The following is a 22,743-nucleotide window of genomic DNA, read 5'->3' as shown; positions in this document are numbered from 1 at the left end:
TCTGATACTTTTTTTCGACAAAAAGAAAGAAAACCCTCTAATTGTAAATAATGTTTTTTGCATGAAAACGAGAAAATATCCTCACATTAAAACAGATTGTATAAACAGAAGGAGGAATATCAATGCAAAACGATCAGCAGCCAATGTTTCAAGGAAGCGCTCAGCAGCCTGAGCTCAACCATGGCGGGCATGAGTTATTCGATTTACATGAAATTTTAGCCGGCACGATTAATATTTTGGATCAATATATGATCCTGCGGCAATTTATTCAAGATCCTGCATTATGCGACATCCTGGATCGACAATATCAGTTCGTTTTATCACAGTACAATGTCACTGTAGATTGTTTTTCTACAGGCCAAAAGCCTAGTGAAGAAACCGCTACTTATATGATGAAAGAACACACACAAGTGACATACGGAATCAAACCTTCTCAGCCGAAGAAGCCGAATCAGTCATTACAGGATGTAAAAGACTTAGGCATCACAGGACATATGCTCAGCCTAGTCAAATCACACGCTGGGCTACTTTCCATGTCCGCATTAGAAGTAACAAATCCTGTTGTCAGACGTGTGCTTGCTGCGCAGATTCCGAACTTTATCGAAATGGCATATGAAATTTTCTTGTATCAAAACAAGCATGGCTACTATCAAGTTCCTCAGCTTTCCAAACAAGATATGACAGCCATGACGTCAGCTTTTGCACCGCTTCAGGGGCAGGTTCAAATGCCTCCTAGCAAGGCAGATCAACAAAAACCGCTTCATTAAAAAAACGGCTGACCCCTTCTCTGGTCAGCCATTTTTTCTTTGATACATCACTTTAAACTGTTCTTCAAAATCTGTGAGCCTCTCCCCCGTCGCCTGTTCAAAACCGCTAGCAAATTGGCCCGTTTTCGCAGTCTCCTCCATGATCTCATGTATGACGTCTCGTCCGTAAAGCTGCACCAGCTCATAGATCATATAATAGCTTTGTAAATAGACATCTGTCTCATACGTTACCCGGGAGTTCTGCCAGTCTTGATCAGAATAAAGAGATTGGAAGGGAATCACATCGAAACGTTCAGACGTAGCATTTAACACGTCATAGGCCGTCCACTCTGCTGTTCCTTCGTGGAACCAAAGCGGAAAAATGCCTGGAGATACTTCATATGAATGGACCTTTTCATAGAAAACAAAATGAGCATACTCATGAATAAAAAGCGTATTGAAAAAGTATAAAGGCAGTGTCTCTTTCTTCAATAATGCTTCCCGTTTATCTGGATATAACCCAATCATTTGATCATGATCGGAGTAAAATCCCGTAATATGCTTAATACCAGCAATTTGTTCGATCGTCTCTTTATCATCAAAATAAATAACGTCTAAAGGTCTGTCAGCTTCAAATTGAAACACTGACGCTGTCCTCTTCTCTGCCTGCTTCATGGCCTCTATTGTCAGATCAACAAAAGCATCCTCTTCCTCTGCATAGTAGATTCGAATATGTTCATAGACTTGCTTATTGAGTCCCTCCGTGATAACCGTTTTAGGAGAAGACTGCTCCAAATATTGTCCTGTCAGCTGAAACGCAACATAAATCAAGTACGCGGTGAAAGCATAAAAAATCAGACCTGCTGCAATCATCCCGCTTACAAGTTTTTTATGAATCAATGACGGCCCTGCTTTCATTTGCTCCCCACCTGAATTCATCCTGCACTCTCTTTCTCTCTCTATGAAGAAACAAAGATCAACAAGAGGTGATATATTTTTTACTTTATGCAGTCAGGTGCGCGAGGTGCGGTTCCAAACAAAAAAGCCGCATATGACATACGGCTTTTGTCGTAGCTATTTTGATTCAGGGAAGACACGTCTAACCGTTTCAGTAAATTCATCGAAAAATCCTGAAATCGGCTCTCCGCTTTTAATACGTTTTCCATAACCTTGCATACGATCGACAAAGTCTGGATTAGCAGATACATACACGTTGTCGATTTGTTGATCCGTTGATTTGACTTTGTCTGAAATTTTCTTTTTCAGATCGTCCGTCACATCACCGCTTTTATTGCCTTCAAGTACAACGGCAACAAATGCATTTTTTCCTGTGACAAGCACGTTTGCTGTCTTCACTTCAGACATATTGGCTACAAGCTCTGACGCCTTATCTGCCACTTTGACCTTCTGAGGTGTTTGAACATCTGGCTGATCCTGTCTCATGTTGTCATTTTTATATGTGACATTTTCATACTGCCTTTTCATTGTTCCTCTACGCTCATCGCCTTGGTTGTTCATTCCACACCCAGCGGTGATTAATGTTGGCACGAGCAGTAAAGATAGCATCCATTTCTTATTCATCAATTATTCCCTCCTTTTGCTCATAGGTTTTTCATCCAGCCGGCTTTTTATGCACATATCCTCTCTTTCCGCAAAATGAATTCATAATTCAGCTGTGATTGGTCATCCTAAACTTGATGAAAGATCATCACGATCAAATGGAGGGATTCGTTTGTTTAAAAAAAGAAAAGGTATGAGCACTGGCGCAATGATCGCAGTATCAACAGCTATCATTGCATTATTCTCCCCGGTTTTACGAAGAAGACTGAAAAGCATGACACAAATGAATATGTCTTCAATGATGAAAGGCGCAAACCATCAGCACCAAGATTCATCTCGTCATGAGTCCCGCTCACATAAGGAATCAAAAGGAACAGGTGAAGTTGGCCAAATGATCAAGCAGGCATTCACAGCTGTCCAGCCAAATCAAACGAACCAGCACCAATCACCATCAAGAACTCATCAGCCAAGAGAATCTTATGCGCAATCTCTTCACATTGATGAAAGTGTGATGAATGTGATGGATGATGAATCGATCCAGCAAGTCATCAATGACATCGAGCACAAATAATAAAACAGGAGCCTTCATAAAAAGAGGCTCCTGTTTATTCTCCTGAAAAATGTTCTTTGACCATAAGACAAAAGGAAGGTAGAAATGTGATTTCGATTGTTGTGATGAAGTCGTCATGATGCTCTAATATCAGCAACAGCTCCTTTTCTTCCTTCCGATCTTTTTTAATCTCTACATGCTGGACTGTTTTAAAATCATATATTCCAAAAACGGATTCGGTCTTTTTTCGAACGACCTTTAAGGTAAACTCCTGCATAGCAAGCGACATGTTCACAACAAATCGCTCCTCCTGATTCTCGAACCGAAACGTCAAATCTTGATATTCAACCGGCATTTCTTTTTCAAATCCGGCATCTGGCATTTTTTCAAAAAAAGAAAGCCAGTCCGTTTGATCTGGAAAGCGTTTTCCCCGCATTTTCTTCAATTCCTCATCATTAAAATTTTTATTAATTATCCTTTTTCCCCTTTTCTTTTGCAACAAATTTTAGTAATTTTAAAAAGGTGATTCTATTTTGCTAAGAGACCTCTTTATTAATTTAACAATTCTTGTCACTTTCCATTATTTATTTATGCTTGTGTTTAAAGAGAATTTTCTGAAGAAAGAAGATACCTTGCTCAGACAAATATGCAAAGGCATGCTTTCTGGGTTACTCGGTGTCCTTTTAATGTTCTTCTCTATTAAAACAGGACCAGCGATCATCGATTTAAGACATATTCCCCTTATTTTAACAGCCTTTTATGGAGGCATCGCCCAAACAATGATTGCAGCTTTTATTGTGATCATTGGCCGATTATTAATTGAAGCCAACATCGCTTCTTCCATCAATATTTTTTCCATGATGTTTATCGCAGCCTCTTCTTTTTTGATTGCAGAGAGTCATATGAATCATGTTGTGAAAATGCTGTTATCCATTACGATTGGTAATGTGGTTGCCACAAGCCTGTTCATCTTGATCGTGCATGAGACATCATTTCAGCTGCATTCTACATATTGGATTTTCTCATATATTGCTGGATTGTTTAACTTTTATGTCATTGAACATCAAACAAAAGCATATCAGCTGTTAAATTTATATAAATTCCAAGCTCATTATGACTTTTTAACAGGTGTTTTAAATAAACGGAAGTTCGATGAGGTATTAAGAGAAGCTTTTACTAAGAAGTTGAAGCAGCCTATCCATCAAATGTCCCTTATTTACCTAGACATCGATTACTTCAAAACCATCAATGATCAATATGGGCATCATGAGGGAGATATTGTTTTAAAAGAAATCGGTACAAGGCTGATTAAAAACACAAGAAGCTCTGATTATATTGGTCGGATTGGCGGTGAAGAATTCGCTGTCCTTCTACCAAATTGTACAATTGAAAAAACATGGCAGATTGCAGAACGCTTACGAAAAAAAATAGCCGATCAGCCGATTTATTTAAAAAATGGTATGTCCATTCACACTACGGTATCAATTGGATGTGCTTATTCTCATGGAACGAGTGCAGACATCAAGCAATTACCAATTATAGCTGACCAGGAGCTCTATAAAGCGAAGGAGTCTGGCCGAAATCAAGTGAGCTTTTCAGAGAGAAAAAAAGACCATTTGACATAGGCATTTTCCTCAATTTGTTAGCACTAATTATTTTTAAAAAAGTTTTCGTATAACAGTTGTTTTTTCCCGCAAACACTGGTAAAGTAAAGGTAATTATTTTTGTTCGTATCATCTTTAAGAAGAAAGTTTTGAAAGAGTTTTCGTCTTTGAAGTTTGTGTAAGAGCAAGAATAGTGAATTTAAGCGTTAAGATCGCTTTAGGAGGAAATTTCATGTTAGAAGGTAAAGTAAAATGGTTCAACTCTGAAAAAGGTTTCGGATTCATCGAAGTAGAAGGTCAAGACGATGTATTCGTTCACTTCTCTGCTATCCAAGGCGAAGGCTTCAAAACTTTAGAAGAAGGTCAATCAGTTTCTTTCGAAATCGTTGAAGGTAACCGTGGACCACAAGCTGCTAACGTTAACAAAGCGTAATTTAAGAGCATCTGCTCTTTTAGCACTTTATAGAGTGAAGGAAAACCGCCCGGCTTCTGCCGGCGGTTTTTTTGTGCCATAAAAAAAGAGAACCTGATGAGAGGTTCTCTTTTTTATTTGTCCTTCTGCTTTAGCTTCTGCAAAGCAGAACGATACATATCATCATTCATTTTTGTCTCTGGTTCTTCTTCTTTGACAGGTGGTTCTGGCTGTTTAAACTTTTGAAGCGCCTGTCTATAGAAATCGTCGCCAGACGCAGCATCATCCGTTCGAGAAGGCTCTGACGCTTTTTTTTCAACTTCAGGCTCTACAGGTCTCGCCACAGCTTCTGGCTCGCTATGCGGCACGTCAGGCTGATTGGAGACATCTTCTTTGATCTCTTCCTTATCGGCTGATGCGTGTCTGACATTGAACGCTACTAATCCAATAATGACTAGAACAGCAGCTACTAACGCTACAATAATCGTCGCCAAAAGAACCCTCTCCTTATCGCTTAAATGATGCAGTGACTGATGCTACACGTCTTCCTAGTGCTTTTCCAAGTTCAATGCCTTCAGTCGAAATCAATTCATCTGAATCGATCGGACATGTCACACCAGCTCCATAGTAAGAGCCGTATAAAGCATTCTCTGGAACATTTCCAGGAAGGCCGACAACAAGCATTCCTTGGTGGAACATTGGTGTAATCAAATTATGCATTGTCATTTCTAAACCGCCGTGTGTTGTAGCAGTTGTACAGAAAACAGCACCGACTTTATCGATTAGTTTTCCTTCTGCCCATAAGTAGCCGAGACGGTCAATCCATGTCTTTAACCCAGAACTAATGGTACCAAAGTGACCAGGGCAGCCCCAAATGATCGCATCCATTTGATCGAGCTTGCGAATGTCTGCATCTTTCACGTGATCAATGAATACTTCAGCTTGCTCTGTTTCACCTGCGCCTGCTGCAATCGCTTCTGCAAGTGCTTTTGTATGGTCACCTTCACTATCGTATACAACATAAATTTTCATGTACGGTCCCTCCACACTTATCTTGCATCCTGGTTAGCTTCCTTAGGTGCCGGAAGCAGTGATATTTCTTGTTTCTTATGCTGCTGTTCTTTTCGCTTTTTATCCTTACGAACATCTCGCAGGAACAAGCTGAGAATGACACCAGCCGCACAGAATAATGTCACCCACATGTAAGCATCGTTGATGCCCATCACGTTTGAATCAACCTGTGCTTTTGTAAAGAGCTGGGTAGATACATATTTTTGAGCAGCTTCTGCTGTCATGCCCATATGATGCATCACATTCGATACAGCCGCCTGGAATGAATTCATAAAGAACGGGTCCGCAGTATTTGTTTGATCCGCCATATTGGAATAATGGAATGTCGTCCGATTCGTATAAATCGTTGTGATCAAACTCGTACCGATGGAACCACTAATTTGTCTTAATGTATTAGACATCGCTGTACCATGGCTGTTTAAGTGCTGAGGTAATTGGTTCATCCCTGCTGTCATAACCGGCATCATCAAGAGTGACATACCAAATGCGCGTACTGCATACATGAGCACAATGTGACTATAGGAAGTATCAATGGTCAGCCTCGTAAACTCATACGTCGTGACAACGGTAATGAGCATCCCCACAATGGCAAGCGGACGAGGTCCAAATTTATCAAACAAGATCCCTGAAATCGGGGACATAATGAGCATCGCAAGTGCCCCTGGAAGCATTAATAGCCCAGATTGCAATGCCGTAAACCCAACGAGGTTTTGCAGATAAATCGGAAGTAAGAACATCCCCGTATATAAAGCAACCGTAATAATGATGTTAATGACACTTGATAATGAGAAAATGCTGTATTTAAATACGCGGAAATCAAGCATCGGATTATCAACTTTCAACTGTTGGAAAATAAAGAGAATGATCGCAATCGCACCAATAATAATCGTAGATAAGACGATCGGATCTGTCCAACCATCACTTCCTGCTTCACTCACTCCGTATAAAAGGGAAGCAAAACCGACGATTGAAAGAATCGCACCAAGACTGTCCAGCTTGATTTTTTTAGGCTCTACAATATTTTTAAACATAAAGAAAGCCGCGATAATGACAATCGCACCGATTGGCACAAGTCCATAAAACATAATACGCCAAGAATAATGTTCAATAATGTAACCAGATAATGTTGGTCCTACTGCAGGAGCAAACATCATCGCAAGACCAAAAATCCCCATTCCTTTCCCTCTGTTTTCCGGAGGGAAAATAAAAAGGATTGTTGTCATAACGAGCGGCTGTAAGATACCGCCGCCGACAGCCTGAATCAAACGGCCGATAAGCATCGTTGAAAAGTTTGGCGCAATGCCGCAAATAAATGTACCTAGTGTAAACGAGATCATAGCCACTAGGAATAAGCTGCGCTGTCCAAAACGTGTGATTAAAAACGCAGACAACGGAATCAGCACACCGTTGACAAGCATGTAGCCTGTTGTCAGCCACTGAATCGTCGTTGCACTCACATTAAATTCTGTCATTAAATGGGGCATAGCTACGTTCAAAAGAGTTTGGTTTAAAATCGCTACGAACAAACCGGCCATTAAAATGATCAGTAAAGACAAGGAGCCTGTTCCCTGTTTTGTCGCTGCAGGTTGATTTGCCATCTCAGACAACCTCCTTTCATATTTTGATATCAATCATCATTAAGATGAAATTTTGACAGAAGCATTCATACCTGGAAGCACTTTGTCTGATGGATTTTTAATTGAAATTTTCACTGCTACTTTTTGCGTTACTTTTGTATAGTTGCCACTTGAATTAGTTGCTGGCAGCATATTGAATGTTGAGTTTGTCGCATAACCAATTTGTTCAACAGTTCCTTCAAATGTTGTATCAGGATCTCCATCTACAACGATGTCGACTTTGTCGCCTTTTTCAATGTTTTTAATATCTGTTTCCTTAATATTTGCTGTGATGTAAAGCTTGCTTAAATCAATTGTTTCACCAAGAACTGTACCAGGCTGCACTTGTTGATTGTTTTGTACTTCTTTTTTAACTAATGTGCCATCAGCCACTGCTTTAATGTTTGTTTTTGTTTGTCCTTCAACTTTTGCAACTGTGCTGTCTTTTTCCACTTCGTCACCTTCGTTGATATCCCAGCCTTTGATTTGTCCAGCTGCTGGTGCTGTAATTTGATACATGTCACCTGTCACTTTTGCCTCATCTGTTTTGACAAAGTTTGTGCTTTCATAGTAGTAATAAGCACCTCCGGCAATAATGGCAAGAATCACAATAAGGCCAATAATGTTCGTTAGCAATAAACGCCCTCTGTTCATGTTTTGTTTCTCCTTTCATGTATAAAAATATAGTGTCATCTGCTTTAGCAAACTTAGAATGCCCATCATCTGACAGAATATGAAACAAGCTCAACACTCTGTCCTTTTCCCTTCTTCTACTCCCGCCCCTATCATGGTGTGCAGCCCATTTATACTTATTGTTCACTTATGAGCAAAGAGCAGAAAAAGAAGAAAAGACGATCGGCATCTTTTTTGAAAAACTTATATTTAACAAGATTAAATATTAATAAATGAAAATTGAAATGTCAAAGAGAAAGTTTTACTTTTTTTTTGGCGATCCTTTCCTTCTCCACACAAAAAACCTTTCAGCCCTTATGCTGAAAGGTTTTTTCAAATGTGCTCGTTATGAATGAACTTCTTCCTGCTGAAAAAATTTTTTTAGTGCGAGAAAAACGTCTGATTTTTGCTTCAAAATATAATGCTTAAATTTCTCATCCTGAATGTGTTTATATGCTGACATTAACGTAGAATGCCGGTTGTATTGATTGACTTCACCATAGCAGAATAAATTGGCTTTTTTCATGATCTCAGAAACAAGTTTCACACACCGGGCGTTGTCTGAGGTCAAATTGTCACCATCAGAAAAATGAAAAGGATAAATATTATATCGCGACGGCGGGTATCGTTCGTCTATGAGCTCTAGTGCCTTTCGATAGACAGACGAGCAAATGGTCCCCCCGCTCTCACCCCGTGAGAAGAAATGTTCTTCGTCTACCACCTTCGCCTCTGTATGGTGGGCAATAAATTCAATATCGACCGTCTCATACTTTGTCCGTAAGAAACGTGTCATCCAAAAGAAAAAACTTCTCGCCATATATTTTTCCCAAAGCCCCATACTTCCGCTCGTATCCATCATCGCCAAAACGACAGCTTTCGACTCTGGTTTGGTCACTTCATTCCACGTTTTATACTTGATATCCTCTGGGTAAATCGGATAAAAGGAAGGACTGCCTGTCATCGCATTTCGTTTAAATGCCGACAGCATCGTTCGTTTTTTGTGGATATTTCCTGTTAACCCGGTTTTGCGAATATCGTTAAACTCAATTTGTTCAACAATGATGTCGTCAAGCTCCTTTTGCTTGAGGTTTGGCAGCTCCAGTTCACGAAACAGTGCTTCCTCGAGATCCATTAATGAGACTTCTGCTTCGTAATAATCCTCACCAGCTTGATCTCCAGCACCCTGCCCCTTTCCTTGACCCTGCTTGCTGTCTGAGCCGTCACGCGCAACAACATCGCCAACCTCGCTGTCTCCATCGCCTTGACCCACATGTTTATTTTTGTCGTAGTTATACCGAATTTTATATTCATCTAATGAACGGATCGGAATTTTCACAACATCTTTTCCATTCGACATGATGATGCTTTCTTCTGTAACAAGATCCGGCAAATTATTTTTAATCGCCTCTTTGACTTTTTTCTGATGACGCTGCTGGTCGTCATAGCCTTTTCGATGGAGGGACCAGTCTTCCTGAGACACAATAAACTGACTTTTTTCTTGCCGGGACATCCATCCCCCTCCTCACCTATTTGCACAATTCTTCTAGCCATCGATTCCTTTATCCTATGCTGCTCGTCATCCAAGTTGACGATCATTTCTAAAAAAGACATTACCGGTGCTGATGCGCCAATAATGCCTCCTTCATTTATTATCGATTCAGAAGACTGCCTACATATTTTAAAAGTTCATTTGCACTTGTTGAATTATAGCCATGCTCATCAATTAATCTAGCCACTACTTCATTGACCTTCTTCAGCTGCTGTTCATCCGGTGTCTTCGTCGATGTCGTGATTTTCACCACATCTTTTAGATCAGCAAACAGCTTCTTCTGAATGGCCTCCCGCAATCTCTCATGTGAATTATAATCAAAGCGTTTTCCCTTTCTCGCATAAGCCGAGATACGAATCAGAATTTCTTCTCTAAATGCCTTTTTGGCGTTTTCAGAAATGCCGATCTGCTCCTCAATTGAACGCATGAGCTTTTCATCAGGATTCATTTCTTCACCCGTTAACGGATCACGCAGCTTGTTTTTATTGCAGTATGCCTCGACATTATCTAAGTAATTATCCATCAGCGTTTTCGCAGACTCCTCATAGGAATACACAAAGGCCTTTTGCACTTCCTTCTTCGCAATATCATCATACTCTTTTCGCGCGACTGAAATGAAATTCAAATAACGCTCCCGATCCTCGCTGGAGATAGACGGATGCTGATCGAGCCCTTCTTTTAAGGAGCGAAGGACATCCAGTGCATTGATCGATTCCATATTCTTTCGAATGATGGTAGATGAAATTCGGTTAATCACATACCGCGGATCAATTCCGCTCATCCCTTCGTCATGAAATTCCTTTTTCATCTCATCAATGTCGACTGACTGGAAGCCTTCGACACTTTCTCCGTCATACAGACGCATTTTTTTCACCAAATCAATATCAGAACGCTTCGGCTCTTTCAGTCTCGTCAAAATGGAGAACATTGCTGCTACCTTCAGCGTATGCGGGGCAATATGCACATCTGAGACATCACTTTCTGAAATCATTTTATGATAAATGCGTTCTTCTTCTGTGACCTTTAAGTTATAAGGAATTGGCATCACAATAATTCTTGAATGGAGCGCCTCGTTCTTTTTATTTGAAATAAACGACCGGTACTCGGTTTCATTCGTATGGGCGACGATCAATTCATCTGCACTAATTAAGGCGAATCTTCCTGCCTTAAAATTTCCTTCCTGCGTTAATGACAGAAGGTGCCAGAGAAATTTCTCATCACACTTTAACATCTCCTGAAACTCCATCATCCCTCGGTTTGCTTTATTGAGTTCTCCATCAAAGCGGTAGGCGCGGGGATCTGACTCTGATCCAAATTCAGCAATGGTTGAAAAATCGATGCTTCCTGTTAAATCGGCAATGTCCTGAGATTTCGGATCAGACGGACTAAAGGTACCAATGCCGGTCCGTTTATCTTCAGAGAAAAAGATCCGCTCGACCCTTACATCCTCAATTCTGCCGCCATATTCCTCTTCTAGTCTCATCATGTTCAGAGGCGACAAATTCCCCTGCACACGAATCCCATATTCTCTATAGAAATCCTCCCGCAGATTTTGCGGAATGAGATGAAGCGGATCTTCATGCATCGGGCAGCCTTTGATCGCATAAACTGCGCCATGATCTGTGAGTGAATATTCTTCAAGTCCTCTTTTCAATCTAGTGACAAGCGTCGATTTGCCCCCGCTTACTGGTCCCATCAGTAATAAAATACGCTTCCTGACATCCAGCCGCTTTGCAGCAGGGTGAAAATATTCCTCCACTAATCTTTCGAGTGATTCCTCTAACCCAAACAGCTCCTGATCAAAAAATTTGTAGGTTCTGACCCCATTCTCTTCTTCAATCCCGCTGTCTTTAATCATATGATAAACGCGAGAATGAGCAGATTGAGCGACAAGTGGATTTTCCTTAATAATGTCTAAATAATCGCTGAATGTGCCTTCCCATTTGAGACGCTGCTCTTCTTCTCTGTGCTGTTCGATTTTCTTTAAAATATCCATATGAACCTCCTCTTTCAAGATTGAAGCTAGAAATCAGATACTGTTTTACAATCTATGCGGAGGCGTCCTATTACATGCTTTCGTTCTTCAAAATGACGAATTGGCAAACTGAATTGACAACCATCCGCAAGACCCTTCATAATAAAGGAAAAATAGGAGAAAAATGATTTTCTTCTCCTGCTTTTCAAGGTGAACTTCACATCATATGAAACAGGCAGCGAACGGAACAAAGGGATAAGGGGGAGCTTATATGAGAACGGTCATTATGATGGGCGTCATCATTACGTTTTTAGTATCCATTTTCACTGCTGGCTACGAAGGCAAGCCTGGTAAATGAAAAAAAGGATGTTCCATTTGCGGAACATCCTTTTTCATTTAGTTCGTTGTTTTCAGCACTTGCATATTCACTGTATTCCCTGACACCTGAACCTTCGTAAAGTCTTGCGTATCGACCACAGGTGTAACGGCACGATTATCCAATGTGATGTCAGTAAAACGAGTAGAGAAATTCGCCCGAATGTCTTTTCGATAAATATCGTCAGTTACTGCTACCGTCGACAGTAGTTTCCACTTGGTCACAGAGCCAATGTTTGAGTTTTGAATTTCTGTAATAATGCGGCCGGTATAACCAACATTATTTGTGCCCCAGAACGTCGCTCTTGTATGCCCATTCAAATTTTTATAAATCGTCATTTGAACAGTACTTCCAGGTTTAAATCCCTTTGTATACGTGAAGTCATCTTTTCCTTCGATATATGTCTCTTGATTATTTGCTCCTACTTTCATCGTAGGTTTCCACACATTATAGGTTGAACTGTATTGAAGACCAATATCCGCTTCTTTTGAACCTGTGAATCCAGAATAAATATAAGCTGTACCATTTGACACACTCATTGTGGAAGGGAGTTGAATTTTTGTGACCAATATGGATCCGTTACTATTGATATAAGTACGCCCGCCAATCCCTTTTGATAACTGCGCTGCTTCTATCTCCTGCGTCTGAGAGAGTCCTGGAATACTGACTGGAAGCGTCCCCATTAAAATTGCTGAGCTAATGGCACTAGTGATCAGTAGCTTTTTCATCTCATTATTCCTCCTAATGGATTCATCATTTTTTGAAAACGTGATCACAATCTATCATACTACCTATTTTTTAACATGTCAAAAAAAGTATAATTAAGTCATATTTTTCATCTTTCTGTTTCTTAACTCACATAAAAAAGCCGAGATCAGTATCTCGGCTTTTAATCATGATCTTATATGAGATCGCGGTATTGCTGCTGGCGAAGTGCCTCATATACAAGAATGGCTGCCGTATTCGACAGATTCAAAGAACGAACATGCTCTGTCATCGGTAAACGAAGACAACGGTCCATATTTTGTTCAATCAAATCTTTTGGCAATCCACTTGTCTCTCTTCCAAACACAAAGAAATAGTCTTCATCCAGCTGAGAGTAATCAAATGTTGTATGCGGCTTTTGGCCAAATTTTGTGATATAGAAAAATTGCCCCTTCGGATGTGCCTCAAATAATTCATCAAGTGAATCATGATAGACCACATTGGCATATTTCCAATAATCGAGTCCTGCACGCTTCAGCATTTTGTCATCTGTCGAAAAACCAAGCGGACGAATCAGATGAAGGGTTGTATTTGTTGCTGCACATGTACGCGCAATATTTCCAGTATTAGCTGGAATCTCTGGTTGATATAAAACGACATGAAGTCCCAAAAAAGTTCACCTCTAATTTTCATTTCCGCTCAACATTATACCACTAACTATCCTTCGCGGCATCGTCCAAAATGTGAAAAAACATATATCGAATAGCAGGTGTATAGGCTGTCGAATCCTCGTATGACCAATAACGCATGCGGGAGTCATACGTCTGTGCATTCACAAGAGGCATTCCGCCTTTGTCATGATCAACGACAATGGTTGTATGATTATACCTTCCATCACCTTCAAAATCGTAGCAAATGACATCACCAATTTGAAGCTCGTGGGCTTCTTTGAGTTTCTTTGCTCTCAAACCCGCTTTCGAATTCGCTAAATAATTTTTCATCGAATGAGCCACCGTCCAGCTATAGCTCCACGTATGCGGACGCACCCACCAGCCAGACCCGCGGTTTGGATACCCTCTCGTTGGCGCGTTCCCTGCTTTCAAACATTGTGAAATAAAATTTGTACAGTTATCTTCAAAGTTTTTATAGGCTGGATTCCGTTTATTCCAATATGTCTCCGCATACTTCACGGCTGCCCGCCGGTCATAATGAAAGGCTCTCCCGAATTGTTCTTCGGTCTGAAAGCGCTCATCCATATGCTCTTCGCTTTGCCGCTCTTCTAACATCATCCGATCTTTAACAAGCATGTTGTTATAAAGAAACGCTTCTCTTTTTTCCACCTGTTCCTCTAAATAAAAAGAATCGTCTACATCCTTGCATACATATGTGAGATGAGCAAGGTACTGCACATGCTGAGCCCCATCATCTTGAATGGCTGAATCGAGAAGTTTTGTTTTTGCTTTCGCCTTCACAATCTCAACCTGTCTTCTAGCAAAAAGCTCTTTTTTCCGCTCTACTGCTTCCACATCAGACATAAGCTGCGGCTGTTTGATTGCACGGTCATTGATTAAATACGCCAGCCTGTCTTCTAAAGTTTTCTCTAATAATTGTTTCACACAGACACCACCAAACATTTTTTAAAATCTTTGTTTGGTTCATTCTATGTTCACAGGGATGTTATTTAGTATTTAAAGGTGTCTGTAAAAGCTCAATCCCTTTCACAATCTCCTCTTTCGCTTCTTCATCACTTTCCCGCTCAAGGGCCTTTTCCAGCTCTGGGAGCTGCTGATCATCGCCAATTTTACCAATTGCCCAAGCAGCCGTTCCCCGAATGACCGGTCTTGGATCCTTGTGCATCAACTCAATTAACACTGGTAAGGCAGATGTATCTTTAAAATGAGCGAGTGCCAAAATTGCATTCCGCTGAATGGGCTTTTTCCCCCGCCATGAACCTGAAACATGACCGTATTTTTCCTTAAACTCACGATTGCTGATCGTCAGAAGCGGCTTTAACAGCGGCTTCGCAATTTCAGGGTCCGGCTCCATTTCAGGATGCAGATGAAAGTCTTTTCCTTTATTGATCGGGCAGACAGTTTGACATGTATCACACCCGTACAATCGATTCCCTATTTTCGAACGAAATTCGTCAGGTAAAAACCCTTTTGTCTGCGTTAAAAATGAAATACACCGCTGAGAATTCAGCTGTCCTGGATTCACCAGCGCACCCGTTGGACACGAATCCACACATTTATTACAAGTTCCGCACTGGTCTTCAATTTTCTCATCCGGTTCAAATGGGACATTTGTGATCATTTCAGCCAAATACACATAAGATCCAAACTCTGGCGTGATAATCATACAGTTTTTTGCACTAAAACCAATGCCAGCACGTTCCGCTACAGCACGATCAGACAATTCTCCTGTATCCACCATTGATTTTGTCCGTATATCAACATGTTTGCTTCGCAAAAATTCTTCGAGCATATCAAGCTTTTTTTTCAGCACAACATGATAATCTGTTCCCCATGAAGCCCGGCAAAAAATTCCCCGTCTCGCATCCTTTGTACTTCGAGGAGCATCTTTCATTTTGGAAGGATACGCGAGCGCTATCGCAACAATTGATTTGGCCTTCGGAAGCAGCAAAGAAGGGTTTGTCCTTTTTTCAATATCAGGCTCTTCAAAACCTGACAAATACCCTAACGATTCATGTAAGATGAGGCGGTCCTTTAATGAATCAAATGTATCGGCACTTGCAAATCGAATTTTATCGACACCAATTTCTTTCGCATATTGAATCAATTCTTCTTTTAATTCTCCAACATGAATCACCTTGCAAACCTCCTTTCTTTGTTTCTTCTGTTGTTTTCAGTATAATACGAGTGTATCATGACCGATTGGAGTGAGTCACTGTGAAGATACATATGGAAATTTCTCAACCTCAAAACCCGTCTATCCATGTTGGGCAGATTGAATATTCACATATTGAAGTGGGTACATCACCTCAAATGTTAAAAGGCCGCTTACGCTTATTTCAAGAATCTTTATTTTTTGAATACGAAGATAAAGTCTTAGAAGAAGTACCAGCCATCAAAGAATGGACGGATCTTTTAAAAGACGTTCCTTTCCTTCCACTTCTTTCTAACATCCAAAAGGAACAATTTATTGACTCGACCAATTCCGTACAGGATTTGTCGATATTTTTCTCACTAAAATATTTCTTACCTATCCTGACATTAGATGCCGATCGCATCAAAGGACCGCTTTTACTGGCAAAACATGAGGCTGGTGACATCGAATGGCAGGACAGCGCAGGATTGAATGGATTATTTTCTCAAGCAAGTAAAGCACAAATTTCTCAAGACACAAAGAACATTCTTCAAATCATCCTTTTCCCGCCATCTATTTCCCGGGAAAAGAGTGAAGCTCTTATTCAATCCTTGACGAAGATGTTTGTACAAATACATGGCGGAGAAAGCAAATATGAACTCATTGAAAAAGCACTGTAGCCTGACAGTGCTTTTTCACATTATACTGACATAATAAAAAACGCAACACTTCGTTTATCTAAGAAACGAAATACTGCGTTATAAACAAAATTATGTATTGGAGCGGGTGATGAGAATCGAACTCACGACATCAGCTTGGAAGGCTGAGGTTTTACCACTAAACTACACCCGCATCAATCTTTTAAAAGCAACGTCATCGCGTTGACTTTTATTATGTTACAACTTTCTTAACAATTCGTCAAGAGAATATGAAAATTTTTCGTCAAAAAACTTCATATTCTCCGTATATATTACGATAGTTATTTATCTAGCTGGATATAAAATAAGTATGCATGTGACTTATTCTTCAGTGCTTGCTTTGGATTCTCCTCAATCTCTTCAAATATTGTTGAACCCCCGTCTTTCCCCATCGCCGCTGTATACGCAATCAGTGCCTTTCCTCCAGAAGCAACTTTGACAGTTTCAGATTGTGCAGAAAATACATAGTCACTTACTTTGAACGGGAAGCTTGATGTCGCTTTCGTCATCCCATCATTCTTTTTATTTGACCAAATACTAAATTGTGATTCATATGTATCTTTCTCATGATGTAATTGAAGAAGTACATTCACCGTTTGGTCGGTTCCATCCTGGTGTAAAGAAAAGGTAGCAGATGATGCTTCCTTATTCACTAATCGTCCATTTTTGTAATGACTCCCGATAAACGTAATACTCTTATTCTTCTTCGTTAATCCTTTCAGTGTCAGAGCCACCTTTTCATTAGCCGTTGCTGCTTCTAGTAAGTTTTTTTCTTTTTTTGAGAGTTTCATTTGTTCGATGGTTACTTGGCTTTTAGTGGCAGACTCTGTTTTTATGGTCGAAACCGTCTTCTCGGTTGTCGTGGTTTCTTCGGCCTTCTCGCCGCATCCAGCTAATAGAAAAACTGTGAAGAAAAGAATGCTCCATTTTTTAAACATTGTGATCTCCTTTGGTGCTTTTTATTTCCTATTATACTAAAAAAAGGTTAAGAGAATTCTCCTAACCTTTTGCTTTTTTCTGTTTCATGGCTGATAGGAATGCCACAATGAGAAAACTCACAGCAAAAATCACCATCATATAAATAAAAAAGTTTGGCTTGATCTGAAAAGTAAATGCGGAAGAGCCTTCCATTTCAAAAGCGAGACTGTTAAATAATAAAGCATCGTTCGTTTTTGATTGAAATAAATGATAGAACAGTACGCCGATTGTCAGCATCGGAAAGCCTAAAAATCCTAGAAAACTACCAACTATCGCGCCTTGTTTCATCGCCTGTACGTTCATGATCGTTGTCCTCCCATTCCCCCAAGCAATAGCTGCTTCATAATGGACTTACCATCCCCCATAAACGGAAGAAGATAGAGTAATTGAATAAAATACGTGATTGAAAAAATGAAAAATCCTGTCGAAACCGGGTTTTCTTTTAGAAATAAAATGGTCACAATGATGCCTGCTGCGCCAATCACACCGGGAACAAGCGGACCAAGCAGCGTAATCCATACCTGCTTTTTCTGAAATGGATCTAATACGGGCCTTACAAACTTCACTGACATCATGTCACTCGCAAAAAAGCCTTGAGGCCCATCCCGCCCTGCAAATTTTCGATGCGCATAGCCATGTGCCGCCTCATGTAAGGCGGTTCCGGTAATTAACCCGAAATAAATAATCGTAAAATAAATCGCAATGGCTGCAATCGACGGATCAGGAATGAATAAAAAAGCGATCCCTGCCATGACCATGAAAAGCATCCAGAAAAAGATGATTTTACGTGTCACCATGAGCAAAGCCGTCCCAAAAATGTGAAGGAACGAGTGACCAGTACAATCAAATCGTTCCTTCATTTTGACTTGATACTGCTTGAAAAATTGACAGCAGGCTGTCACAATCCGATATGGTGAATGATAATGAATAGACAGCAAGTGATGCTGATTCAATCCCATCATCAGCTGATAAAAGTCACGAGCAATCACCGACTCATCGACCTGAAACAAATCGGCGAGCTCTGCGGTAATACTCGCTTCAGTTCTTCTACCGTCCACTTTCGTTAACATATGATAGGCACTTTCATTGATCGGGAGTGTGCTTCCATACTGCGTATCCGTGAGATGCCTCTTTTGTAAGGTCACATACGGCGCTAGTGCCGGTACCCGCTCAACCTTTAGCTTATTGTTAAGAAGTTGAATCATGTGAATACCTCCATGAAAAACCTTTGTATATGGCAAAGATGAGCAGCCCCTCAAATGCAGCCATAAGCAGCCACTGAAGCGCTTGACTAGACGCCCCTATGACATAGTTTCCAATAAAAACAATCGGAATCATGAGTAAAATAAGCGCTCCAAATGAAAAAATACCTGTATAGGGATTGTTTCGATCAAGAGGAAGTAAAATACCTACCACATAAAAGAGCGCAGTCGCATTGCATAACACAGCGGCACCAATCAGTGCGTGCCAAATCTGATCAGGAAGCGTCAGCGTTGTCAGCATGAATAAAACAATTTGCAGTACACCTACGAGCAGAAGGCCGATAAATTTATATAAAGCCACTTCCCAAGATCTCAGACCAAATGTTTTATACATGCCCAGCATTCGTTTATCGTTGCCAAACGAATTGAAGGCTGTTAAACCAGCAAGAGCGCATAGAACAAAAAATGCTTCATCTTCAAAGCGGAATCCAAACTGATAACGGACGAATAAGATCACAATGAGGAGAATAAGAAAGTTTAAAATGTTTTCTTCATTTCGCACCTGTGACTTCATTTCCTTCACAATAAGCGACCACTTCTTTGAAGAAGAGAACGGCAGCTTGTGTAAAAAGGTTAGCGCTTTTTTCTCTGCCATAATCGGCATCATCGCAAGAGAAAGAAATGCCCCGCCTGCCGATAAGAGGATGAACAGAATCAAAATGGCATAATTTACCCCTTCAGGAGGCATTCCTTGTGCCGCTAGGAAAAACGGAGCTGTCAAATACATCAAATGATAATCAAACTGAATATATGATTGCTGAATTTGACTAATATCAAAATGCGTCAATCCATACGCCACGACCAGTGCCAATAAAACAAATATCGCTGCAAATTTTTGCAACGGTAATTTTAATTTCAAAACGAGTAAATAAGTGATATTGTAAATAAACTGGAGCAGCATTAAGACAAAAAGCGACTGCAAAAGCACCATCAAAAAGAAAGTGAAGATAAAAAAAATACCAATTCCCTGGGCAATAAAATTAGGTAAAAGCAGAATGCCGATAAAAAATAAAACAAGCCCTGCCACCACTGTCACCATCGGAATGAAGTATCCAAAACTTTTCTGAAAGGTAGAGAGCGGGAACCAGCTGAGCTGCATAGAAAACCGGTCTTGTTCAGGTGTTCTGACCTTGATCAAAACGAATAACAAGCTTGTAAAAATAGAGGCATTGATCGCCATTGACACGACAAGTAATCCAAGTGAACGTTCATCTCCATTTAAGAAAGCCTTCATAAAGACACCTGTAAAGCTGTATCCGATAATGGCTCCCATTGTAACGGCAAACAAAAAGAATAAGACCACAATGATTCGCTTCGTTTGAGTATCAAAGAGCTTATACATCTCCTGCTGCCACATTTTAAGCATCATTTTAGAAATGATTAATGATTTCATCAAAATGTGCACCCCTATCACTTAACATTGAAGCTTTCAGAAACACCTGTTCCAGTGTGCTTGATTGATACTTCTCCTTTAAGGCTGAGACCGTCCCTTCATCCATTTTATTTCCTTTAGAAATAATGGCGATTTTGTGGCACAGCTCTTCCGCTGAAAGCATATCATGCGTTGAAAGCAAGATCGCACCATGGTGCTCGGCATACCGCTTCATCAGTTTCTTTGTGTTTATAACCGCTTCAATATCAAGTCCTCTAAAGGGCTCATCCATGATCACCAATTGACTATCAAGCATAAATGCAGCAATTAGCTGTGTCTTTTTTTTCATCCCATGTGAATAGGTTTCGATCGGTCTTGATAAAGCCGAGTCCATATCAAACAGTTCAATTAGTTGATTTCTTCTGTGAATTGTTTTACATTCATACATAGAAGAAACAAAATCTAAATATTCAGCACCAGTCAATGCTTCAGGGAGCAGCAGGTCATCTGGAACATAGGCTACTTGTTTTTTAAAGGATGGTTCATCATTTGGGACGTCCTGCAAGTGAATCCTTCCTTCTGTATGCTTAATAATGCCGAGTATACAGTTAATCATCGTTGTTTTACCCGAACCATTCGGTCCAGCAACAGCAACGATTTGATGAGGGTCGATCTTTAAATGAAAATCATTGACAGCAGTCACGTTATTTTTATACGTCTTGGTTAAATTCTCGATCGTAAACATATAACCTCCAAGTGTCTGCATATTCTTTAAAACAGATCAGGCTAAACCGCCCGCCACAGACGGTTTAGCCCTGGTGTCTTATCTAAGAAGCAAAAAGATGAATCCTAAGTATAGCTACTTACATTCAATTTTGACTTTTAAGCCACTTTCCCACTGAACGGCTCCTGTAAAGCTACCCTTGCCGTTTGCGATACACCAAACTGCTGCTCCTAGAACGACTGTTGCTCCCAATCCAAGAAGGACAGCAACAAATACTAAGAACCAAGCTTGGTCCATAATAGCAGGTTCCATAGTGGAATAGTCAACTTGCGGCGCTGCATAAGTCATACTTTTCACCTCCCAGCTTATGATGATCGTATCATAGGCGTCACACGCCAAACATCTACAGAACATCCCATTTTTGACCGAACATACATTTGATTAAAATGTGACTTTTTATTCAATTATTCACTTTCATCTGTTTAAACCCTCTCTTATTTACTAGATTTTGACACCCCATAAGAACCACAAAACCCATTTAATGTCATTTGCGCCATCTTTTTTCTTCTTTTTTTCAAATAGTCCATATTTATCATCTATCATATTTATTCTTTCTTTTTTGTGAGATAGAAAGAATTCCCCCGATATATCAGATATAAAAGTCCTGATTATATGTCGCAATAATGCCAATTATGAAATATTTACTGATCATTCCGATAAAAGAGTGAGCACATTTTCCTTCTTCTCTTGACTCTAAAAATATGTATATACAAGAAAATCGATTGGGAAAAAAGCCCTTACCTTGTTCAGCACTACACAACAAATGACTCGCCTATTCTATGAAAAAAAGCAAAGCAGCCATGTCAGACTGCTTTGCTTTTTCAAATTTATGAGGAACTAGCAGCAGAGGCTGCATCTGGAAAATGATTGTTCCCAATGATTTCACCGGCTGGCACAGAGAGTCCTGTATCCCCGGATCTCTTAAATGGAAGGAGCGGGAAAACAAGCTCTGCTAAATAATAAGCTTCTTCTAGGTGCGGGTATCCAGAAAATATAAATGTATCAATGCCTAGAGACTGGTATTCTATGATACGATCTGCTACTGTTTGCGGATCTCCGACGAGTGCTGTTCCTGCACCGCCGCGTACTAAACCAATGCCTGCCCAAAGATTTGGGCTGATTTCAAGTTTGTCTTTCCTCCCTTGGTGCAATTCCACCATTCGTCTTTGACCCACTGAGTCCATCCCCTGTAACACTTTTTGCGCCTCATCAATGGTTTTTTGATCTAAATGACGAATCAGATGTTCCGCTGCCTGCCATGCCTCCTCTTCGGTATCTCTCACAATCACATGAAGACGAATGCCAAACTTCACCGTTCTTCCTTCCTTTTCAGCCTGCTTCTTCACTTGTGTAATTTTCTCTTTCACTTGTGCAGGCGGTTCGCCCCAAGTTAAATAAACATCTGTATGCTTGGCGGCTGCTTGAATTCCTGCTGCTGATGATCCGCCAAAAAAGACTGGTGGATGGGGGGTTTGAGCTGGTGGGAATAACAGGCGGCCATTTTCTGCTTGTAGATGTTTGCCATGAAATTGTACATTTTCTCCTTTCAATAACCGCTTCCAAATCGTCAAAAACTCTTCTGTTGCCTCATAGCGTTCATCATGAGAAATGAACAGCCCATCTCCTTCAAGCTCCTCTTTACTTCCCCCTGCTACCACATTAATCAGCAGTCTCCCGCCTGAAAGACGATCTAATGTAGACGTCATTCTAGCAGCAACAGACGGCTGCATCAGCCCTGGTCTAAGAGCCACGAGAAACTTTAAATGAGTGGTTTCCGCAGCTAAAGCAGCTGCCGTCAGCCATGGATCTTCACAGGATCTCCCAGTAGGCAGCAAGACCCCTGTATAACCAAGCTGATCAGCTGCTTGAGCAATCTGTTTAAAATATGGATAGTCTGCCTGTCTTGCCCCTTTTGCTGATCCTAAATAACGGCCGTCTCCATGCGTTGGAATAAACCATAAAATATTCATAACATCGCCCCCTTTTA

The 22,743-nt window shown here is 40.5% G+C and carries 25 protein-coding genes and 1 tRNA gene; 5 read left to right on the top strand and 21 right to left on the bottom strand.

Going from position 1 to position 22,743, the window contains the following annotated elements:
- The first annotated feature begins 122 nt into the window (after positions 1-122).
- The gene (locus MHB66_RS04505; RefSeq protein WP_034282292.1) at positions 123-767 is read left to right on the top strand and encodes a spore coat protein; all 645 of its coding nucleotides are present in this window, start codon (positions 123-125) and stop codon (positions 765-767) included.
- A gap of 24 nt (positions 768-791) precedes the next feature.
- Here the strand turns inward: MHB66_RS04505 and MHB66_RS04500 are convergent, their stop codons facing one another.
- On the bottom strand, positions 792-1,664 hold the full coding sequence (locus MHB66_RS04500) for a hypothetical protein (RefSeq protein WP_046312191.1): 873 nt from the start codon (positions 1,662-1,664) through the stop codon (positions 792-794).
- A 156-nt stretch (positions 1,665-1,820) separates the two neighbouring features.
- Positions 1,821-2,327: a YhcN/YlaJ family sporulation lipoprotein gene (locus MHB66_RS04495; RefSeq protein ID WP_034282294.1), complete on the bottom strand. Its 507-nt coding sequence runs from the start codon at positions 2,325-2,327 to the stop codon at positions 1,821-1,823.
- Positions 2,328-2,478: 151 nt separating this feature from the next.
- On the opposite strand from MHB66_RS04495, the gene MHB66_RS04490 reads away from it, so the two are divergent.
- Positions 2,479-2,877, top strand: a complete 399-nt coding sequence (locus MHB66_RS04490) for a hypothetical protein (protein WP_024426613.1) — start codon at positions 2,479-2,481, stop codon at positions 2,875-2,877.
- Between the two features lie 34 nt (positions 2,878-2,911).
- On the opposite strand, the gene MHB66_RS04485 is transcribed toward MHB66_RS04490, so the two are convergent.
- The gene (locus MHB66_RS04485) at positions 2,912-3,292 is read right to left on the bottom strand and encodes a hypothetical protein (protein WP_046310343.1); all 381 of its coding nucleotides are present in this window, start codon (positions 3,290-3,292) and stop codon (positions 2,912-2,914) included.
- 97 nt (positions 3,293-3,389) lie between these two features.
- On the opposite strand from MHB66_RS04485, the gene MHB66_RS04480 reads away from it, so the two are divergent.
- Complete coding sequence (locus MHB66_RS04480; RefSeq protein WP_046310341.1) at positions 3,390-4,481, top strand: diguanylate cyclase; 1,092 nt, start codon at positions 3,390-3,392, stop codon at positions 4,479-4,481.
- Positions 4,482-4,692: 211 nt separating this feature from the next.
- Positions 4,693-4,893, top strand: coding sequence for a cold shock-like protein CspB (cspB, locus tag MHB66_RS04475; RefSeq protein WP_008349061.1), 201 nt, complete (start codon positions 4,693-4,695; stop codon positions 4,891-4,893).
- A gap of 113 nt (positions 4,894-5,006) precedes the next feature.
- Here the strand turns inward: cspB and MHB66_RS04470 are convergent, their stop codons facing one another.
- From MHB66_RS04470 to queG, 10 genes are all read right to left on the bottom strand, one after another.
- Positions 5,007-5,366 (bottom strand): hypothetical protein, encoded by a 360-nt coding sequence (locus MHB66_RS04470; RefSeq protein ID WP_034282297.1) that lies wholly within the window; start codon positions 5,364-5,366, stop codon positions 5,007-5,009.
- A 13-nt stretch (positions 5,367-5,379) separates the two neighbouring features.
- Positions 5,380-5,904 (bottom strand): flavodoxin family protein, encoded by a 525-nt coding sequence (locus tag MHB66_RS04465; protein ID WP_024425322.1) that lies wholly within the window; start codon positions 5,902-5,904, stop codon positions 5,380-5,382.
- Positions 5,905-5,921: 17 nt separating this feature from the next.
- The gene (locus MHB66_RS04460) at positions 5,922-7,541 is read right to left on the bottom strand and encodes a DHA2 family efflux MFS transporter permease subunit (RefSeq protein ID WP_041116922.1); all 1,620 of its coding nucleotides are present in this window, start codon (positions 7,539-7,541) and stop codon (positions 5,922-5,924) included.
- A gap of 39 nt (positions 7,542-7,580) precedes the next feature.
- Positions 7,581-8,213 (bottom strand): HlyD family efflux transporter periplasmic adaptor subunit, encoded by a 633-nt coding sequence (locus tag MHB66_RS04455; protein WP_024425324.1) that lies wholly within the window; start codon positions 8,211-8,213, stop codon positions 7,581-7,583.
- A gap of 364 nt (positions 8,214-8,577) precedes the next feature.
- Complete coding sequence (gene yhbH, locus MHB66_RS04450; RefSeq protein WP_034282299.1) at positions 8,578-9,741, bottom strand: sporulation protein YhbH; 1,164 nt, start codon at positions 9,739-9,741, stop codon at positions 8,578-8,580.
- Between the two features lie 139 nt (positions 9,742-9,880).
- Positions 9,881-11,776: a PrkA family serine protein kinase gene (locus MHB66_RS04445; RefSeq protein WP_024425326.1), complete on the bottom strand. Its 1,896-nt coding sequence runs from the start codon at positions 11,774-11,776 to the stop codon at positions 9,881-9,883.
- 375 nt (positions 11,777-12,151) lie between these two features.
- Positions 12,152-12,859 (bottom strand): YrpD family protein, encoded by a 708-nt coding sequence (locus tag MHB66_RS04440; RefSeq protein WP_034282300.1) that lies wholly within the window; start codon positions 12,857-12,859, stop codon positions 12,152-12,154.
- Between the two features lie 173 nt (positions 12,860-13,032).
- On the bottom strand, positions 13,033-13,506 hold the full coding sequence (gene trmL / locus MHB66_RS04435; protein ID WP_034282301.1) for a tRNA (uridine(34)/cytosine(34)/5-carboxymethylaminomethyluridine(34)-2'-O)-methyltransferase TrmL: 474 nt from the start codon (positions 13,504-13,506) through the stop codon (positions 13,033-13,035).
- A gap of 43 nt (positions 13,507-13,549) precedes the next feature.
- Complete coding sequence (locus MHB66_RS04430) at positions 13,550-14,452, bottom strand: amidase domain-containing protein (protein WP_046310336.1); 903 nt, start codon at positions 14,450-14,452, stop codon at positions 13,550-13,552.
- Between the two features lie 61 nt (positions 14,453-14,513).
- Positions 14,514-15,662 (bottom strand): tRNA epoxyqueuosine(34) reductase QueG, encoded by a 1,149-nt coding sequence (gene queG / locus MHB66_RS04425; protein ID WP_024427417.1) that lies wholly within the window; start codon positions 15,660-15,662, stop codon positions 14,514-14,516.
- Positions 15,663-15,745: 83 nt separating this feature from the next.
- On the opposite strand from queG, the gene MHB66_RS04420 reads away from it, so the two are divergent.
- Positions 15,746-16,342 (top strand): hypothetical protein, encoded by a 597-nt coding sequence (locus MHB66_RS04420; RefSeq protein WP_235362171.1) that lies wholly within the window; start codon positions 15,746-15,748, stop codon positions 16,340-16,342.
- A gap of 98 nt (positions 16,343-16,440) precedes the next feature.
- On the opposite strand, the gene MHB66_RS04415 is transcribed toward MHB66_RS04420, so the two are convergent.
- From MHB66_RS04415 to ssuD, 8 genes are all read right to left on the bottom strand, one after another.
- Positions 16,441-16,514, bottom strand: a tRNA-Gly gene (locus MHB66_RS04415).
- 127 nt (positions 16,515-16,641) lie between these two features.
- Positions 16,642-17,298 (bottom strand): hypothetical protein, encoded by a 657-nt coding sequence (locus tag MHB66_RS04410; protein ID WP_046310332.1) that lies wholly within the window; start codon positions 17,296-17,298, stop codon positions 16,642-16,644.
- 61 nt (positions 17,299-17,359) lie between these two features.
- Positions 17,360-17,641: a hypothetical protein gene (locus tag MHB66_RS04405; RefSeq protein ID WP_024425332.1), complete on the bottom strand. Its 282-nt coding sequence runs from the start codon at positions 17,639-17,641 to the stop codon at positions 17,360-17,362.
- Complete coding sequence (locus MHB66_RS04400) at positions 17,638-18,543, bottom strand: PqqD family protein (RefSeq protein WP_046310330.1); 906 nt, start codon at positions 18,541-18,543, stop codon at positions 17,638-17,640. Before MHB66_RS04400 ends, MHB66_RS04405 begins: the two co-directional genes overlap by 4 nt.
- Positions 18,527-19,993, bottom strand: a complete 1,467-nt coding sequence (locus MHB66_RS04395; RefSeq protein ID WP_034282304.1) for a hypothetical protein — start codon at positions 19,991-19,993, stop codon at positions 18,527-18,529. Before MHB66_RS04395 ends, MHB66_RS04400 begins: the two co-directional genes overlap by 17 nt.
- On the bottom strand, positions 19,971-20,717 hold the full coding sequence (locus MHB66_RS04390) for an ABC transporter ATP-binding protein (RefSeq protein ID WP_025093295.1): 747 nt from the start codon (positions 20,715-20,717) through the stop codon (positions 19,971-19,973). The genes MHB66_RS04395 and MHB66_RS04390 overlap by 23 nt, the downstream gene beginning before the upstream one ends.
- Positions 20,718-20,831: 114 nt before the next feature.
- A complete protein-coding gene (locus tag MHB66_RS04385; protein WP_024425336.1) occupies positions 20,832-21,044 on the bottom strand; it encodes a hypothetical protein in 213 nt (70 codons plus the stop codon).
- Positions 21,045-21,583: 539 nt separating this feature from the next.
- Positions 21,584-22,726 (bottom strand): FMNH2-dependent alkanesulfonate monooxygenase, encoded by a 1,143-nt coding sequence (ssuD, locus tag MHB66_RS04380; protein WP_046310322.1) that lies wholly within the window; start codon positions 22,724-22,726, stop codon positions 21,584-21,586.
- Positions 22,727-22,743: the final 17 nt, after the last annotated feature.

The organism is Bacillus sp. FSL L8-0167, from assembly GCF_038630295.1.
In the GTDB taxonomy this organism is placed as follows: domain Bacteria; phylum Bacillota; class Bacilli; order Bacillales; family Bacillaceae; genus Bacillus; species Bacillus safensis.
Note: the sequence above shows the minus strand (reverse complement) of the source record. Positions and strands in the feature narration are given on the sequence as shown.

Excerpts from the sequence above, each read along its gene's own strand:
- MHB66_RS04505 (WP_034282292.1), top strand. The coding sequence starts at position 123 with ATGCAAAACGATCAGCAGCCAATGTTTCAAGGAAGCGCTCAGCAGCCT.
- MHB66_RS04500 (WP_046312191.1), bottom strand. The coding sequence starts at position 1,664 with ATGAAAGCAGGGCCGTCATTGATTCATAAAAAACTTGTAAGCGGGATG.
- MHB66_RS04495 (WP_034282294.1), bottom strand. The coding sequence starts at position 2,327 with ATGAATAAGAAATGGATGCTATCTTTACTGCTCGTGCCAACATTAATC.
- MHB66_RS04485 (WP_046310343.1), bottom strand. The coding sequence starts at position 3,292 with ATGCGGGGAAAACGCTTTCCAGATCAAACGGACTGGCTTTCTTTTTTT.
- cspB (WP_008349061.1), top strand. The coding sequence starts at position 4,693 with ATGTTAGAAGGTAAAGTAAAATGGTTCAACTCTGAAAAAGGTTTCGGA.
- MHB66_RS04465 (WP_024425322.1), bottom strand. The coding sequence starts at position 5,904 with ATGAAAATTTATGTTGTATACGATAGTGAAGGTGACCATACAAAAGCA.
- MHB66_RS04460 (WP_041116922.1), bottom strand. The coding sequence starts at position 7,541 with ATGGCAAATCAACCTGCAGCGACAAAACAGGGAACAGGCTCCTTGTCT.
- MHB66_RS04455 (WP_024425324.1), bottom strand. The coding sequence starts at position 8,213 with ATGAACAGAGGGCGTTTATTGCTAACGAACATTATTGGCCTTATTGTG.
- yhbH (WP_034282299.1), bottom strand. The coding sequence starts at position 9,741 with ATGTCCCGGCAAGAAAAAAGTCAGTTTATTGTGTCTCAGGAAGACTGG.
- MHB66_RS04445 (WP_024425326.1), bottom strand. The coding sequence starts at position 11,776 with ATGGATATTTTAAAGAAAATCGAACAGCACAGAGAAGAAGAGCAGCGT.
- MHB66_RS04440 (WP_034282300.1), bottom strand. The coding sequence starts at position 12,859 with ATGAAAAAGCTACTGATCACTAGTGCCATTAGCTCAGCAATTTTAATG.
- MHB66_RS04410 (WP_046310332.1), bottom strand. The coding sequence starts at position 17,298 with ATGTTTAAAAAATGGAGCATTCTTTTCTTCACAGTTTTTCTATTAGCT.
- MHB66_RS04405 (WP_024425332.1), bottom strand. The coding sequence starts at position 17,641 with ATGAACGTACAGGCGATGAAACAAGGCGCGATAGTTGGTAGTTTTCTA.
- MHB66_RS04400 (WP_046310330.1), bottom strand. The coding sequence starts at position 18,543 with ATGATTCAACTTCTTAACAATAAGCTAAAGGTTGAGCGGGTACCGGCA.
- MHB66_RS04395 (WP_034282304.1), bottom strand. The coding sequence starts at position 19,993 with ATGAAATCATTAATCATTTCTAAAATGATGCTTAAAATGTGGCAGCAG.
- MHB66_RS04390 (WP_025093295.1), bottom strand. The coding sequence starts at position 20,717 with ATGTTTACGATCGAGAATTTAACCAAGACGTATAAAAATAACGTGACT.
- MHB66_RS04385 (WP_024425336.1), bottom strand. The coding sequence starts at position 21,044 with ATGACTTATGCAGCGCCGCAAGTTGACTATTCCACTATGGAACCTGCT.
- ssuD (WP_046310322.1), bottom strand. The coding sequence starts at position 22,726 with ATGAATATTTTATGGTTTATTCCAACGCATGGAGACGGCCGTTATTTA.